The sequence below is a fragment of the Rheinheimera sp. MMS21-TC3 genome (assembly GCF_032229285.1).
Lineage (GTDB): Bacteria > Pseudomonadota > Gammaproteobacteria > Enterobacterales > Alteromonadaceae > Alishewanella.
The window spans coordinates 2,299,878-2,316,290 of record NZ_CP135084.1; the positions used below are offsets into that span (position 1 = coordinate 2,299,878).

The following is a 16,413-nucleotide window of genomic DNA, read 5'->3' on the forward strand; positions in this document are numbered from 1 at the left end:
AAGCAACTTCTACTAATAGGCTAAAAAAAATTATAAGACAGCTAAGATATCATGAATAGCTAAAAGGAAGAAGTGACGCTAAGCGTCACTTCTATAATAAATATCCAATTAAGCAGATTAATCTTTAATTGGCATGCCTAGTTCAATTAACTATCACTTAGCGATTTATGCGCTAGTAACCACAAACTTATCACCATTATAATCTAGCGTTACCGTGCTTCCTGGCAAGACTTCACCTTGCAATAAGGCTTGTGCTAATGGGTTTTCTAAGTGCTGTTGTATAGCGCGTTTTAAAGGCCTTGCACCATATAAAGGATCAAAACCAACTTCAGCTAACTTATCTAAGGCTAGCTCAGTTATAGCAAATTTGTATTGACGTTCATGTAATCGTTGCTCTAAACGACCCAACTGAATTTTAGCAATACTGCGTATTTGTCTATTATCTAATGGGTGGAATACCACAGTTTCATCTAACCGGTTTAAAAACTCTGGTCTAAACTGCTGAACTAGCACCCCCATAAGCATATCTTTCATTTGCTGATAGCTATGCTCTTTATAATTCTCTTGAATTAAATCTGAACCTAAGTTTGATGTCATAATAATTACAGTATTTTTAAAGTCTACTGTACGTCCTTGACCATCCGTTAACCGGCCATCGTCTAATACTTGCAACAAAATATTAAACACATCAGGGTGTGCTTTTTCTACTTCATCTAACAAAATAACAGAATAAGGTTTACGCCGTACTGCTTCTGTTAAATAACCACCTTCTTCATAGCCAACATATCCCGGCGGTGCACCTACTAAGCGTGATACGGCATGTTTCTCCATAAACTCAGACATATCAATGCGTACCATGGCATCTGGACTGTCAAATAAAAACTGAGCTAAAGATTTAGTTAACTCGGTTTTACCTACACCCGTTGGCCCTAAGAATAAAAATGAGCCTATTGGCTTATTCGGATCTGACAACCCAGCCCGTGAGCGGCGAATAGCATGCGAGATAGCCGTAACAGCTTCGTCTTGACCAATAACGGTTCTATGTAATGCATCTTCCATTTGCAATAATTTATCACGTTCACCTTCAAGCATTTTGCTAACGGGTATTCCTGTCGATTTAGATAGCACATCAGCTATTTCATGCTCGGTCACTTTATTCCGTAATAACGTATTATCATTCATATCGGCTTGACTGGCTAAGTCGAGTTTTTTCTCTAACTCAGGAATTCGGCCATATTGCAATTCTGACATCCGCTGTAAGTCACTGGCACGACGGGCAACTTCAAGATCTAGTCTAGCCTGTTCAAGCTCTGTTTTAATATTTTGCGTACCTTGCAATGCCGCTTTTTCTGACGACCAAATTTCATCTAACTCTTGATAGTTTTTATCTAACTCGGCAATTTCTTGCTGAATAATATCGCGATGTTTTTTACTACTGTCATCAGATTCTTTCGCTAAAGCATTATCTTCTAACTTTAATTGAATAATACGCCGTTCTAAACGGTCTAGTTGCTCAGGTTTAGAGTCCATCTGCATCCGAATACTAGAAGCCGCCTCGTCAATTAAGTCGATTGCTTTATCCGGTAATTTCCGATCTGACACATAACGGTGTGATAACGTAGCCGCAGCTATAATAGCCGGATCGGTAATTTCTACCGCATGGTGTATTTCATAGCGTTCTTTTAAGCCACGTAGGATAGCAATGGTATCTTCAACGTTTGGCTCTTCAACTAATACTTTTTGGAAACGGCGCTCTAAGGCTGCATCTTTTTCAATATACTGACGGTACTCATCTAAGGTTGTTGCTCCTAAACAATGCAACTCGCCCCGTGCTAAGGCCGGTTTTAACATATTCCCCGCATCCATAGCACCTTCAGCTTTACCTGCGCCCACCATAGTATGAATTTCATCAATAAATAAGATAACTTGGCCTTCTTCTTTGGCCAGTTCATTTAATACTGCTTTAAGCCGTTCTTCAAATTCACCTCTATACTTGGCACCAGCTAATAGTGAGCCTAAATCAAGCGATAATACCCGCTTATTCTTCAACCCTTCTGGCACTTCTTTATTAATAATGCGCTGAGCTAAGCCTTCAACAATAGCTGTTTTACCAACGCCTGGTTCGCCAATTAATACAGGGTTATTTTTAGTTCGACGTTGCAGTACTTGGATACAGCGACGAATTTCTTCATCTCGGCCAATAACCGGATCTAACTTGCCAGATTCTGCCCGTGCAGTTAAGTCTATGGTGTATTTACTTAATGCTTGTCGGCTATCCTCAGCATTAACATCGTCTACTTTTTGACCGCCGCGCATCTGTTCAATGGCTTGCTCTACTTTTTCTTTTTCAACACCTAATGAACGTAAAATCTTACCAAGTTCAGACTTATCTTCAGTCGCTGCTAACACAAACATTTCGCTAGAAATAAACTGATCTTTACGTTTTTGTGCCAACTTATCACATTGTTGTAACAGCTGGGCACTGGCTGAAGACAGCTGTAAATTAGCACCACTGCCTTTAACTTGCGGTAAGCGCTCTATTACTTGGCTAACTTTAGAGCGTAAATCATTAAAATTTATAGCCAGTTTATTTAATAAATCCCGTACAGTGCCACCTTCTTGATTAAGTAAGGCAAACATTAAATGACTAGGTTCTATATATTGTTGATCACGGCCTAGCGCCAATGATTGCGCGTCAGCTATAGCTTCTTGAAACTTACTAGTAAATTTATCTAAGCGCATATTTGCTCCTCATAGCCTTAACCGAGCTAACACAAACTAGCAGTAAGTTTGGTTTGTATTTGCCTTTAAAGCTAGATTTAATAATGATAATCGATATGTAATAAAGATTGGGGAGCGACCAGATAATTTCAAGTACAAACGTCAAATATTTGACTTACGACTAAACTTTTTACGACTTAACAGCTAAAAATAGCGAGATTAGTCTTAATCAAGCCAAATTGAACTAGCCATCCGGCCAGTTTCACCATCACGACGATAAGAAAAAAACAATTCAGATTGCTGATAAGTACAGTAATCACCGCCATATATTGCTGTAATGCCTACAGCAGCTAAGCGCATTTTTGCTAGTTGATACAAATCGGCTAAATATTTATTGTTGGGTTGGGCAATAAAAGCGTTAGCGGCTTTAAGATCCTGTTGTATAAAAGCAGTTCGCACCTCTTGTCCCACCTCAAACTTTGCTTGACTTATAGCGGGGCCAAGCCAAACAAATAGTTGTTGTGGTTGAGAAAACTGCGCTACGGTACGCTCTATAACTCCTGCACATAAACCGCGCCAACCAGCATGAATAGCAGCAACTTGCTTACCCGCCTGATCGCATATTAATAACGGCAAACAATCTGCCGTCATAACTGTACAGACTTGTTTTCGCTCTTTAGTAAAACAAGCATCAGCTGTAATTGGCTCTGTGCTACTTGAAGATAACTCCGCAACACTAATGCCATGCACTTGGTTTAACCAAAGTGGTGCAGTAGGCATAAAGGACTTTTGTTGATAAATAGCCCTGTTTTGCTGCACCATTTTAGCGTCATCTTGAACATGCTGCGCTAGATTTAAACTGTTGTACCCATTACTAGAGACGCCACCAACACGAGTGCTGCATATTGCTCGCACATTATTAGGTGCCGGCCAGTCTGGGTAAATAAACATATTTAAAATGTACCTTAGGTTAAATCAAAGCCATGCTCAGCGGTATCTTCACGCAATACCGCATTTAACTGCACCATGTCATCAGGTATAGGCGCATGCCATTCTAAAATTTCACTGGTAATAGGGTGAGCTAAACGTAACATCACCGCATGCAATGCTTGTCGTTTAAAACCTCTTAAGGTTGTTAGCAACTGTTCACTGGCTTTACGTGGCGGTCTAGGCCGACCTGCATATACAGGATCCCCAACTAACGGATAATTATTAAAACTCATATGCACTCGAATTTGATGGGTACGCCCCGTTTCTAAGCGCAAACGTAACCGAGTATGCGCACGGTATTTTTCCATCACTCTAAAATGAGTGGTGGCTGGCTTTCCTGACTGTGTTACCGCCATATGAGTGCGCTTAGTAGGATGACGACCTATAGGTTCATCAATAGTGCCACCGCTGGTCATAGTGCCATGACAAACGGCTTCATATTCACGAACAATTTCTCGAGCTTGCATTGCTTCTACTAAATGGGTTTGTGCTGGTATAGTTTTAGCAATAACCATTAAACCTGTAGTGTCTTTGTCTAAGCGATGCACTATGCCCGCCCGTGGCACTTCAGCAATACTTGGCACATGGTGTAATAAAGCATTTAGTAAAGTACCATCGGCATTACCCGCTCCTGGATGAACCACTAAACCAGCTGGTTTATTAATCACCATAATGTGTTCATCTTCATAGACAATATTTAAATCTATCGCCTCAGCAGTAAAGCGTACTTCTTCTGGAATTTCCGCCAGAATATCAATTCGCTCTTCACCTAGCACTTTATCTCTAGGTTTTGTATTTACTTCACCGTCTACTTTAACGGCCCCGGCTAATATCCATTCTTTTATTCGAGAACGTGAATAATCAGGGAACATTTCGGCAAGAACCTGATCTAAACGTTTACCAAATAAATGATCGGGCACAATTTCTGAAAGTTTTAGCTGTTTTGTCATAACGGAAGCAGTTATCCTGTGTGCAACCCCAGCGAGTCTGGAGTATTATCGCAATACATAGTATTTTAACGATTATACACCATACTAGACAGCCATTTAGCTTAAGTAGTTACGGATTTTTTAAATGAAAGCAAAATTTTTACTGATTTCTCTGTTGGCACTTACTCTCACAGCTTGTGCTAACAAGCCTAAAGAGCCCGATGTAGCCAAAACAACAACACCACAAACTTTATATCAAGAAGCTAAAGCAGTTCTTGATAATGGACTATTTAATCGCGCAATTGAGCTATTGCAAGTGATAGATTCACGCTATCCATTCTCTCCACTTGCTCGTCAAGTGCAACTAGATTTGATTTATGCTTATTACAAAACTGGCGACACGGATAAAGCCATTGCCAATATTGACCGTTTTATTCGCTTAAACCCTAACCATATTAAGCTAGATTATGTTTATTATATGCGCGGCTTAAGTAACCTTAAAGCCGATGAGAATACCCTGCACAATATGCTAGGTATTGACCGCTCAGATCGCGACTTAGCCAGTACGCGGCAAGCTTTTGATGATTTTAAATTATTAATCAACAGTTTTCCTGACAGTAAATATACAACTGAAGCTAAAAATCGGATGTTAACGATTAAAAACTCTTTAGCCCAACAAGAATTGCTTATCGCTGATTACTACATGCGCAGAGGCGCTTTTTTAGCCGCAGCTAATCGTGGTAAGTATATTGTTGAGTATTACCGCGACTCACCCTTGGTAGAGCAAGCACTTGAAATGATGGTTGAAGCCTACGGTAAGTTAGGCTTAGCTAAACTGAAGCAAGATACACTAGCCGTGTTGAAGTTAAACTTTCCAGAAAACACAACACGGTAAACATGAATGTTTAGTGGTGAATGTTTAGTTTTGAATGTTTAGTTTTGAATGTTTAGTGTTTAGTTGCGGCTTTGCCGCTGTGACTAGCTCACTTCGTGAGCAGTGACGAGTTACCGCTGGCCCTGCCAGCTAGTCACTGTTCGTTATACGAACTAGTCACTCATAACTCATAACTCACCACTGCTCTTCGCTCACTCCGTGAGCTACCTATATCGCTTCTAGCGCTTCTGATAATTTAGTTACGGCTATGACTTCCATGCCGGGTATGCCATCTTTAGGCTTATTGGCGTGCGGGACTATAGCTCGTTTAAAGCCATGTTTAGCCGCTTCGCGTAAGCGCTCTTGGCCACTGGGTACTGGCCTAATTTCACCCGCCAAGCCAACTTCACCAAATACCACTAAATCATTAGGTAGCGGTTTGTCTCTAAAGCTAGAAACAAGCGCCAGCAAAGTCGCTAAATCAGCACTGGTTTCATTGACTTTAACGCCACCGACTACGTTGACAAACACATCTTGATCGGCCATTTGAATGCCAGCATGACGGTGCATAACGGCTAATAACATGGATATTCTATTTTGATCCATGCCTAGGGTAACTCGACGCGGATTATTTAATGGCGACTGATCCACTAAACCTTGAATCTCCACCAATAATGGCCGAGTTCCTTCCCATAGCACCATAACGATACTACCCGATTGGTCTTCTTTACCTCGGGTTAAGAAGATAGCAGAAGGGTTTTTTACTTCTTTCATGCCTTGCTCTGTCATAGCAAAGACACCGAGTTCATTAATAGCACCAAAGCGATTTTTATGGCCGCGTAAAGTACGATAACGATTATCACTATCGCCATCTAACATGACCGAGCAGTCAATACAGTGCTCTAATACTTTAGGCCCAGCTAAAGAACCGTCTTTGGTAACATGGCCCACTAAAATAATGGCGATATTATTTTGTTTAGCAAAACGGGTTAAATAAGCGGCACTTTCACGCACCTGAGACACACTGCCAGGGGCTGACTGTATATCGGCCAATTGCATTACTTGAATAGAGTCGATAATCATAATGCGTGGTTTTTCTTGCTCGGCTAAATGGCAGATGGTTTCTATATTGGTTTCTGCCAACATATTGACATTTGCTGTGGGTAAATTGAGCCGTTGCGCCCGCATGGCTACTTGTTGCAGTGACTCTTCCCCCGTGACATACAAGACACCGCCACCACTGGCTAGGCCACAGACCATTTGCAGTAATAAGGTACTTTTACCCGCCCCTGGATGACCACCAATAAGTATGGCTGAGCCTGGCACTATGCCGCCACCTAATACACGGTCAAACTCGGCAAAGCCGCTACTAAAACGAGGTACAGCTTGCAAATCAACTTGGTCTAATGGAATGACTTTAGCAATTGTTGCGCCGGCATAACCACTGCTTCTGCTTGATTTACTTACACTAGTGCCTAAACGCACTTCACTAATAGTGTTCCAAGCGCCACAGGCAGAACATTGCCCTTGCCACCTCATAAAATCTGCACCACAATCTGTACAGACATAAGCTGTTTTAACTTTTGCCATCTAATTTCCCTAAGCTTATTTTTTTGCAGACAATGAAAGGCATGAATATTGCTTTTCAATTTATAACCACGTAGCGTACTACATATTATCATGATAGGACGCTGAAATTATGGCCCACACCTAGACGAATTATGACAGCACCAGACTTACAAGCCTATGTCGGCATTATTGAACAACTAAAAAGTAGCCTAAACAGCGGGAACTTTGAACAAATGTTTAGTCTATTGACTGCCGACCTGCCTAAATCTAAGCAATTTATTTTAAAAATGGAGCTAAAGCGCTTAAGCCAACGTTGTCAGTTTTTTATTGATTTACGTGGTTTAGTCGATGGCGACGTTAAACCTTATGTATATCAAGGCAAAACCCATTATATGGATGATAATGCCATTAAAGTGTTTGCACAAGGTATAGAACAATATGGCAGTTATACCGTTGGCTTATACGAAGAGGTTAGAAATACAGAAAATAACTTTAGGGTTATGCATCGCAAAGAAACTGAAAAACGAGTACGAGAGTCTTTAACTCGCGCCGCTAATGGTGAAATTGAACAAGAATTAGCTGCTGGTTCTGATGAAGAAGTAGATCAACCACAAGTTATTGAGTTTGGTAATTACATCAGCCGACGCGATGAAAGAATGAACTTTAGTATAGATGTCGCAGTACAAACAGCTACTCATCGTTTTACTGCTAGCACATCAGATTTATCAGTATCAGGCTGTAAAATTAAAGTACGCAAACAACAACAACAAGCTAAAATAGGTGAAAAAATCGTATTATTTTTCACCCAATTAGAGCAAGAATTTGTACTTGAAATGTCTAATGGTGTCCCTTATAGCATTGTCGATATTGAACAGCATGGTCAAGTTAATTACTGGCGTATGAAACGTCAACCAGCTGCTGATGAAAAGAAGTTTAGCTTATTTTTACAAAATTTTATTAATGGTAATAAGCTACGTTATAAAGTTAATTTAGACAATGTTCATGCCTGCTTACGCACTAAAGGCTATGAACAGTTTTATTTGCCTAAATTCTCTGCTTTACCTATTTTTATTGCCGTAAAGGATAATATCACTATTCCGGTTAGCACATTAACCACTGAGAATAATAAATACACTTGGCAATACTTTTTAGACGAGCAGCATAAGTCAGTATTAATTAGCATTATTAATGCTAAGCGCCTTAAAGCACGTCTTGAACAAAAATCTATTAATAATAGCTGTATTCTTTATTGTTTTACCCATGCGGTTAAAGGGAAATTGTTTTACTACTCAGCGACAAATGAAGAGCTAGCACAATCCCCTGAGTTACTTCCTATATTTTTAGGGTTTGGTGCATCTAAACCTAGCTGGCGTGTTTTTCATTTAAACTTTTCAACAACAAGCGCCCAATTTGCTAGCGTTGAGCCTATCCTTCCATCAACGGCAGAGGACAGCGGCACAAAGGTTTCTGCTCTTGTAAATGGCTTTATTCAAGATATTCGCTTTATCATTCATTTAACTGACATTACCTCAGAGGAAAGCACTAACTGGTATCAAAACTACAGTTATCAGCAATCGCAGCTTAAATTATTAGCTAACTTTGGCCATAAAAAGCGTAGTGACACGCCCCCTTGTGAAGCCGTACCCATTCACTTTGTTAATTTACGAGCAGAATCACGCTATTTATATAAAACGACTATAGAAATCCAACAAGCCAACAATCAGCCAAATTTATCTGGCTACAGCCGCGATTTTTCTGTTAAAGGCATGCAAATTGAAACTTTACTACCGGTAAACTTTATTAAAGGTGATATTATTTTATTGAACTTGCCTGAGTTACAAAAAATAAGTCAAAAACACCAATTAAGTGCCCTACCTTATGAGGTGATGGCTGTTAGTAAAAACCGTACTATTATCAATTTAAAAGTAGCGGGCAATGATGACAAACATATTGGCCAAGTGTTTTTTCAGCAACTTATCAAAAACAACCGTAGTAAGCTCACTCAGGCCCAAGAGACTCCGCGCTATCCAGGTTTATCTACTGCACTTAGAAACATGTATTTACAGTCACAAAACAACCTACAATTGTTTATACAGCGTAAAGGTATTCGCTATGAAATTAATACTATAACTAAAGGTAAAACTGCGCATAGTTTGCATAACATAATGCGATTTGGCCAAAAAGAAGCTGATACTATTGATTTAACTCATATATTACGCAACAGTGCGGCTATTTTACAGTTTGCCCAACAGCTAAAACAAATGAAACGGTTTGAGCAAAGTAATGAGTTTATTCTTTTTGTTAATGTTGCCGCTAATGCTAAAACCAGTAGTGATATAGAGTGTAAATATAGTTATGAGTTTGCTGATGAGAAAGCTATTAAAGATTATGTTTCTGCAGCACTACAGCACGGTTTATTATTTTGTTATCGTTTAAACCTATTGCGCACTAACAGACCAGATATTGACTACTTTGCTACTGAGCTTAATTATATTAGCACTTACGCCATCCACAAAGCTAAGTTAATTGAAGAGGAATTATGGAGCATAGTAGGCTTGTTAGATGTAATAGATATTTCAACTGAAATTTTTCTACGTTATGGTTTAAAGGTGAGTCTAGCAGCAATACAACAAGCTAAGCTGGCATTTTTATCCAGCTAGCTTATTAAGCTTCATTAGCTATTTAGTAATCAAATAAATATAACAACTGCAATAATGATCCTTGTTTAATTGCAAATTTAGCTTGCGCTTGAACGGCTGCTTTAGCATGAAAAGCGACACCATACTTAGCAGTTTTAAGCATAGGTATATCATTAGCGCCATCACCAATGGCAACTGTTTGTGTTGGCAAAATGTGATATTTTTTAGCTAATAGCTCAACAAGCTTTGCCTTTTTTTGCGCATCAACAATATCACCAATCACCTTACCCGTTAGTTTGTCATCGATGATCTCTAATTGGTTGGCAAAAGTCTCAGTTAAACTAAAACGCTGTTGTAATGCTTGAGTAAAATAGGTAAAGCCGCCTGAAGCTATAGCTATTTTCCAATTATATTGTTGCAGTTCACTAACTAAATCGGCTAAGCCTGCCATAATTGGCATTGATTCTAATACTTGAGCTAAAATTGCACTATCAGCCCCTTTTAAGGTGCCTACCCTAGCAATAAGACTTTGTTTAAAGTCTAGCTCGCCATTCATTGCTTGCGCCGTTATCTTGGCAACAGCTGCACCAACTCCGGCTAAATTAGCTATTTCATCAATACACTCTATTGCTATCGCGGTTGAATCCATATCCATAACCAATAAGCCAGGCTGCGCTAGCAAGGGCCGCGATGGTAGGTACAATTGCTCAACATTATACTTTATTGTTAATGCATTTAATTGCTGTTTCATAGCTAAGGTTAGTGGCGTTAATAATGCTAATTCTAGCGCTACAGCTAAGTTAACATGCGGTTTAATGCAACGCAGAGGTAGGAAGTCCCCCTCTGCAGCAACTATATTTATCACCTGTTGTAATAAATGCCAATTTAACCCCTCTCCAAATAAACGTAACTTAGCTAAGTTACTCTGTTCAACCGCATTAACCTGTTTATCTTGCATACTAATATTAGATTCAGCCGGGGTTAGGCCAGCTAACATAATTGAGCTGTGTAATAATAATTGGTTATCTTTACTACTTAAGCGATAATGCTGCTCAAGCTGTAAAATTGATAGTAAGCTAACTACTTTTGCTTGCTTTACAACTGGCTGTACTGATATCTGGTATAAAAAGGTCACTCGGTTACCTATACATAAAAGGGTTAGCGTGGCATGCTACAACTACAGTATCCACTCAATATACATAGCATTAATTTGTGAGGAATATGCAAATCCATAGCCTAAATGCGAATACTACATCAAGTTATATCAAGCTGCTACAAGTCGCCTTTGCTGTATTAGGTATTTGGCTACTGTTACAAGCTTGGGTGGTCACACAGCAGGAAGGTAAATTATTATTGCAACAACAAAGTAGTCAGCTAATGCGTGAAACATTAATTACATTAGCAGATACGGCTGCCTATTTGATTGAAAATGATCAGCTTGATGGACTAGAGCAATTAACTCAAAATGTTGCAGCAAGTAATTATTTATACGATGTAGTGGTATACGACGCTAATGGCGTACGAATAAGCAACTCTGAAAATAGCAGCCCTGCTCATCAATTATATCACCCAGATCATGCTGAAACCTTATCACCTATGGTGCAGCCCATTATTAAACAGCAGCAACTATTAGGGTATATCAAGTTAAGTCTACGACTTGATGCAACATTAAATCCAATCGCTAAACCTTGGCAAAACTTAATGCAGCGGATCTTGTTAATGCTACTTTTCGCCGGCGCTATTGGTTTCTTATTACGTCGAGGTTTTTCGCGCTTTTCTCGGCAGTCGATGCGCTTAAAGCCGCCCCAAGCCTAAAATATCAATGCTATTTTGCCACAAGGCGTGCGCTATTTCTGCAGCAGGCTCTGATCTTAACTGACAAAAACAAGCAAAAACCTCGGCTAACCTTGCAGGTGTATTTATTTGGCCTTGATATCCTGCTAACGGCATCGATGGTGCGTCGGTTTCAAGCACAAAACTAGATAATGGCAACTGCTGTACCACTTTATGTGTTTTAGCAGCGCGCTGATAAGTTATAGTGCCGCCTATACCTAACTTAAATCCTTGTTCAATAAAGGATTGTGCTTGTTGCACACTGCCAGAAAAGGCATGCAGAATGCCGCCTGCAGTAAAGTGTTGCCGTTTAATTTCCTCCAGCAATTGTGGCTGACTTTTGCGATGATGCAAGATCACAGGCTTTGCTAATTGCTTGGCTAAGGCTAATTGCTGCTCAAACCACGCTTGTTGTGCCAAAAAAGTATCGCTAGCCAACGCAAAGTCTAAGCCTATCTCGCCTACTGCGACAATTTGTTTGCTATGCGATTGATACAGCGCACTTAGTTGCTCAATAGCCGCTAATGGACTAGTTTTAGCCCACCAAGGATGAACACCTAAGGCAATATGCCAACAAGCTGCTTGTTGTTGCTGTAACTTGAGTAAAGTTGACCATGCTGCGGGCTCAGTTGCTGGAATAAGCAACTGTGTTACCCCGACTTGCTGGGCATCTTGCCAGTGCTGCTGTAACTGCTTTTGGTTAGGCTCAGTACCGGCAAGTTCAGGCAGATTTAAATGACAATGGGTATCAAATAAATTATATAAGTTAGAAGCTTTCTTCGCTGTAGAGGCCGTTATGGACATAACCGTTCAATTTGCCAGTCGCCGCTTGGCTGTAACGAATACATAAAGCGATCATGTAAACGATTATCACCGCCTTGCCAAAACTCAATTTTAGTTGGTCGAACTAAAAAGCCGCCCCAAAATGAAGGTAATGGCACTTCACCTTGCTGAAACTTATGTTTTACTTCGGCAAATTTTTGCATCAAGGCTTGGCGAGTTGAAATAGGCCGACTTTGCTCTGATGCCCAAGCTGCTAACTGGCTTTCTTTAGGCCGTGATAAAAAGTATTTAGCCACTTGCGCGGATGAAACCCGCTCGGCAACACCATACACAATCACTTGCCGCTCTAGCGGATGCCACGGAAAGTGCAAACACACTTTAGGGTTAGCCATAAGCTCTGTTGCTTTACGGCTACCTAAATTGGTGTAGAACACAAAGCCATCTGCGTTTACGTCTTTTAATAAAACGATACGCTGCGATGGCTGGCCGTGCTCATCAACACTGGCGACACACATCGCCGTAGGATCGGTTAATTCAGCTGCAATAGCGTCTTTTAACCAATGCTCAAACTGGATAATAGGATTTTTATCTAGTTGATCATAATCTAATTTATTAAGACTGTAACTACGACGAATAGCGTCTACTTTCATTACATGCGCTCCATTACCTCAATACCTAGCAATGACAAACCTTGCTTTAACATTCTAGAGGCTAAAATGCTCAGCATTAAACGGCTGTCGCGCAAGGCTGGCTCTATACCTGGCTTTAAGATGGCACAGGCTTCATAGAAGGTCATATATAGGCTAGCTAATTCGTATAAATAATTACAGAGTAAATTAGGCTGAGCGTCTTTAATCACTTGTTGAAGGGTTTCTTCAAAACGCAGAAGCTTCACCGCTAGCTGTTTTTCTTGCTCTTCAACTAAGCTTAGTTCGGCATTAAATCTATCGTCAATCTCGGCGCGACGTAAAATGCTACGCACGCGAGTGTAGGCATATTGTAAATAAGGTGCCGTTGCGCCTTCAAAGCTAAGCATCGCGTCCCAGCTAAAGATATAATCGCTCGTGCGGTTTTTTGATAAGTCGGCAAATTTCACCGCGCCAATACCCACTTTACGGGCAATTTCAGCCACTTCCTCTTCGCTTAACTCGGTAGATTTTTCAGCAACAACCGCTTTGGCTCTAACCACGGCTTCATCTAATAACTCTGCCAACTTAACGGTGCCGCCAGTACGGGTTTTAAATGGTTTACCATCTTCCCCCATCATAGTTCCAAATGGACAATGTTGATACGCCGTTTCTTGGCGTAAGTAGCCCGCCTTGCGAGCAACTAGCTCTACTTGTTTAAAGTGTAAGCTTTGCCGAGCATCAGTGAAAATAATTACTCTATCTGCGCCTAAGTCGTGGCTGCGGTATTGGCAAGCGGCTAAATCTGTTGTCGCATATAAAAAGCCACCACCAGTTTTTTGCACAATAAAGGGCGAAGGATTACCTTCTTTATCTGCTAGCTCTTGTAAAAATACGACTTCAGCGCCTTGATCAGACACGGCTAGCTGTTGAGCTTTTAAGTCATCAACGATGCCTTGTAACATACTGTTATAAGCACTTTCTGGCTTAATATCCGCATCGGTTAGGGTAACATTGAGCGTTTCGTAAACATCGCGGCTGTGTTTAACTGAGGTATCAATAAACAGCTGCCATAACGTCTGACAATGGCTATCGCCTGACTGTAGTTTAACCACATAATCACGTGATTTGTCAGCAAAGCCCTCTTCGTCGTCAAAACGCTTTTTAGCTTGACGATAAAAGTCTTCTAAGTCGGCTAAAGCCACTTGGGCTAAGTCTGTTCCCGCTTCAAGCTTATCTTCTAAATGAGCAATCAGCATACCAAATTGGGTTCCCCAATCGCCCATATGGTTTTGTCGGATAACCTTATCACCCCAAAACTCTAGACTGCGAACAACGGCATCACCAATAATAGTTGAACGTAAATGACCAACATGCATTTCTTTGGCAAGGTTAGGCGCTGAGTAATCAACAACTACCGTTTGCGGTGCTGGGTTAGTGTTTACGCCCAAACGCGGATCCGTCGATGCAGCTTGTAACTGCTTAGCTAACCACGTTTTAGCCAAGGTAACATTAATAAAGCCTGGGCCGGCTATTTCAACTTTTTCTGCCATATCATCTAGCTGCAAATGGCTTAATAGCTGCTGTGCTAATTGGCGCGGATTAGTTTTTAATATTTTTGCTGCCGCCATAGCACCATTAATTTGGTAATCACCAAATTCGGCTTTGCTGCTTATTGCAACAGCGGCATTGGTATCGGCAGGTAAACCTAAGGCAACAAAGGCAGCTTGAGTTTTTTCAGTTAAAATTTGTTTAATATTCATGTTCGTTGCCTATTAATGTTCACGTGTCTTATGGAACTGAATTTTCGGATAACGCTCCATGGCTAAATTAAGGTTAACCATAGTTGGGGCAATATAAGTTAAGTTATCACCGCCATCTAAGGCTAAGTTCTGACTGGCTTTATTGGTAAATTCATCTAAGGCTTTGCCATCATTTGAGTATACCCAACGCGCGGTAGCTACATTGACGTTTTCATAAAGCGCGTCTACGTTGTATTCGAATTTTAATCGGCTTACTACAACGTCAAACTGCAGCACACCCACAGCACCAACAATAAGATCGTTGCTATCCAGCGGACGGAATACTTGCACTGCCCCTTCTTCTGAAAGTTGTACTAAGCCTTTGAGTAGCTGCTTTTGCTTTAACGGATCACGTAAACGAATACGACGGAATAATTCAGGAGCAAAGTTTGGAATACCCGTAAATTGAATAGCATCGCCTTGGCTAAAAGTATCACCAATTTTAATGGTGCCATGGTTATGCAGGCCAATAATATCGCCAGGATAAGCAACATCTAAGTGCTCACGATCACCGGCAACAAAGGTTAAGGCTTGAGAGATAAGAATATCTTTGCCGAGCCGGACATGTCGTACCTTCATGCCTTTTTCATATTTACCAGACACAATACGTAAAAAGGCCACACGGTCACGGTGTTTCGGGTCCATATTGGCCTGAATTTTAAAGACAAAGCCACTAAAATTAGTATTATCCGCTGTGATGGCACCGGTATGAGTTTCACGAGATTGCGGTACAGGAGCCCACTTTACTAGGCCATCTAGCATATGGTCGACACCAAAGTTACCTAAAGCGGTACCAAAAAATACTGGCGTCAATTCGCCTTTTAAAAACAATTCGTGATCAAATTCATGGCTAGCACCTTGTACTAACTCCATTTCTTCACGTAGTTGTTCGGCGTAGCTGCCTAAACGCTTATCAAGTTCAGGGTTATCAATACCTTTAATAATATCGACATCTTGAATAGTGTGGCCAAAGCCAGATTTATATAAGATCACTTCGTCGCGTAGAATATGATAAACACCTTTAAAGCCTTTACCTGAGCCGATAGGCCAAGAAATAGGTGCACAGGCAATATTTAGTACGCTTTCTACTTCGTCTAATAAGTCGATAGGATCACGTATGTCGCGGTCCATCTTATTCATAAAGGTTAAAATAGGCGTGTCACGTAAACGGGCGACTTCCATTAACTTAATGGTTCTTTCTTCAACACCCTTAGCGCCATCGATAACCATTAAACAAGAGTCAACGGCGGTTAAAGTACGATAAGTATCTTCCGAGAAGTCAGCATGGCCTGGGGTATCCAGTAGGTTAACTAAACAGTCATCGTAAGGAAACTGCATCACAGAAGTCGTTACAGAAATCCCCCGCTCTTTTTCCATTTGCATCCAGTCTGACGTGGCAAACTGACCTGACTTTTTACCTTTAACCGTACCAGCTTTTTGTAATAAGTGTCCGAATAATAGGACTTTTTCAGTTATGGTCGTTTTACCCGCATCAGGGTGAGAAATGATAGCAAAGGTTCTTCGCTTATTGATTTCCTGGAGAAAGTTTTGGTTTGCCATTAATAAATTCTTTTAGTTGATACACGGATTTATACACTGTTGCATGCACCTATTTAGCGGTGCTTGGCGGGGCAATTCCGTCGGGTT

Annotated in this window: 12 protein-coding genes; 3 read left to right on the plus strand and 9 right to left on the minus strand. The window is 40.7% G+C overall.

What is annotated here, in order from left to right:
* Window positions 1-165: 165 nt before the first annotated feature.
* From clpB to rluD, 3 genes are all read right to left on the minus strand, one after another.
* Window positions 166-2,742: an ATP-dependent chaperone ClpB gene (gene clpB, locus RDV63_RS11210; RefSeq protein WP_313909589.1), complete on the minus strand. Its 2,577-nt coding sequence runs from the start codon at window positions 2,740-2,742 to the stop codon at window positions 166-168.
* A 204-nt stretch (window positions 2,743-2,946) separates the two neighbouring features.
* The gene (pgeF, locus tag RDV63_RS11215) at window positions 2,947-3,672 is read right to left on the minus strand and encodes a peptidoglycan editing factor PgeF (RefSeq protein WP_313909590.1); all 726 of its coding nucleotides are present in this window, start codon (window positions 3,670-3,672) and stop codon (window positions 2,947-2,949) included.
* Between the two features lie 14 nt (window positions 3,673-3,686).
* Window positions 3,687-4,661 carry a 23S rRNA pseudouridine(1911/1915/1917) synthase RluD gene (gene rluD, locus RDV63_RS11220; RefSeq protein ID WP_313909591.1) on the minus strand — a complete coding sequence of 325 codons (975 nt, stop codon included), beginning with the start codon at window positions 4,659-4,661 and terminating at the stop codon, window positions 3,687-3,689.
* A gap of 124 nt (window positions 4,662-4,785) precedes the next feature.
* On the opposite strand from rluD, the gene RDV63_RS11225 reads away from it, so the two are divergent.
* A complete protein-coding gene (locus tag RDV63_RS11225) occupies window positions 4,786-5,535 on the plus strand; it encodes an outer membrane protein assembly factor BamD (RefSeq protein WP_313909592.1) in 750 nt (249 codons plus the stop codon).
* Between the two features lie 207 nt (window positions 5,536-5,742).
* On the opposite strand, the gene radA is transcribed toward RDV63_RS11225, so the two are convergent.
* A complete protein-coding gene (gene radA / locus RDV63_RS11230; protein WP_313909593.1) occupies window positions 5,743-7,104 on the minus strand; it encodes a DNA repair protein RadA in 1,362 nt (453 codons plus the stop codon).
* 131 nt (window positions 7,105-7,235) lie between these two features.
* Between radA and RDV63_RS11235 the strand changes: the two genes are divergently transcribed.
* A complete protein-coding gene (locus tag RDV63_RS11235; protein ID WP_313909594.1) occupies window positions 7,236-9,743 on the plus strand; it encodes a PilZ domain-containing protein in 2,508 nt (835 codons plus the stop codon).
* 22 nt (window positions 9,744-9,765) lie between these two features.
* Here RDV63_RS11235 and serB read toward each other — a convergent pair whose 3' ends face one another.
* Window positions 9,766-10,857, minus strand: coding sequence for a phosphoserine phosphatase SerB (serB, locus tag RDV63_RS11240; RefSeq protein WP_313909595.1), 1,092 nt, complete (start codon window positions 10,855-10,857; stop codon window positions 9,766-9,768).
* An 86-nt stretch (window positions 10,858-10,943) separates the two neighbouring features.
* On the opposite strand from serB, the gene RDV63_RS11245 reads away from it, so the two are divergent.
* Window positions 10,944-11,537, plus strand: a complete 594-nt coding sequence (locus RDV63_RS11245; RefSeq protein WP_313909596.1) for an AhpA/YtjB family protein — start codon at window positions 10,944-10,946, stop codon at window positions 11,535-11,537.
* Here the strand turns inward: RDV63_RS11245 and RDV63_RS11250 are convergent.
* Genes RDV63_RS11250 through prfC form a run of 4 tightly spaced genes read right to left on the minus strand, consistent with a single transcriptional unit; the run spans window position 11,517 to window position 16,326 of the window.
* A complete protein-coding gene (locus tag RDV63_RS11250; protein WP_313909597.1) occupies window positions 11,517-12,359 on the minus strand; it encodes a TatD family hydrolase in 843 nt (280 codons plus the stop codon). The genes RDV63_RS11245 and RDV63_RS11250 overlap by 21 nt on opposite strands.
* A complete protein-coding gene (pdxH, locus tag RDV63_RS11255; RefSeq protein ID WP_313909598.1) occupies window positions 12,350-12,988 on the minus strand; it encodes a pyridoxamine 5'-phosphate oxidase in 639 nt (212 codons plus the stop codon). Before pdxH ends, RDV63_RS11250 begins: the two co-directional genes overlap by 10 nt.
* Window positions 12,988-14,727, minus strand: a complete 1,740-nt coding sequence (gene argS, locus RDV63_RS11260) for an arginine--tRNA ligase (protein ID WP_313909599.1) — start codon at window positions 14,725-14,727, stop codon at window positions 12,988-12,990. Before argS ends, pdxH begins: the two co-directional genes overlap by 1 nt.
* A gap of 12 nt (window positions 14,728-14,739) precedes the next feature.
* Window positions 14,740-16,326 carry a peptide chain release factor 3 gene (prfC, locus tag RDV63_RS11265; protein WP_313909600.1) on the minus strand — a complete coding sequence of 529 codons (1,587 nt, stop codon included), beginning with the start codon at window positions 16,324-16,326 and terminating at the stop codon, window positions 14,740-14,742.
* Between the last annotated feature and the right edge of the window lie 87 nt (window positions 16,327-16,413).

Bases quoted from the DNA above. Each gene is read 5' to 3' on its own strand.
- RDV63_RS11235 (WP_313909594.1), top strand. From the start codon at position 7,236: ATGACAGCACCAGACTTACAAGCCTATGTCGGCATTATTGAACAACTA.
- prfC (WP_313909600.1), bottom strand. From the start codon at position 16,326: ATGGCAAACCAAAACTTTCTCCAGGAAATCAATAAGCGAAGAACCTTT.
- pdxH (WP_313909598.1), bottom strand. From the start codon at position 12,988: ATGAAAGTAGACGCTATTCGTCGTAGTTACAGTCTTAATAAATTAGAT.
- RDV63_RS11250 (WP_313909597.1), bottom strand. From the start codon at position 12,359: ATGTCCATAACGGCCTCTACAGCGAAGAAAGCTTCTAACTTATATAAT.
- RDV63_RS11225 (WP_313909592.1), top strand. From the start codon at position 4,786: ATGAAAGCAAAATTTTTACTGATTTCTCTGTTGGCACTTACTCTCACA.
- radA (WP_313909593.1), bottom strand. From the start codon at position 7,104: ATGGCAAAAGTTAAAACAGCTTATGTCTGTACAGATTGTGGTGCAGAT.
- rluD (WP_313909591.1), bottom strand. From the start codon at position 4,661: ATGACAAAACAGCTAAAACTTTCAGAAATTGTGCCCGATCATTTATTT.
- clpB (WP_313909589.1), bottom strand. From the start codon at position 2,742: ATGCGCTTAGATAAATTTACTAGTAAGTTTCAAGAAGCTATAGCTGAC.
- pgeF (WP_313909590.1), bottom strand. From the start codon at position 3,672: ATGTTTATTTACCCAGACTGGCCGGCACCTAATAATGTGCGAGCAATA.
- argS (WP_313909599.1), bottom strand. From the start codon at position 14,727: ATGAATATTAAACAAATTTTAACTGAAAAAACTCAAGCTGCCTTTGTT.
- RDV63_RS11245 (WP_313909596.1), top strand. From the start codon at position 10,944: ATGCAAATCCATAGCCTAAATGCGAATACTACATCAAGTTATATCAAG.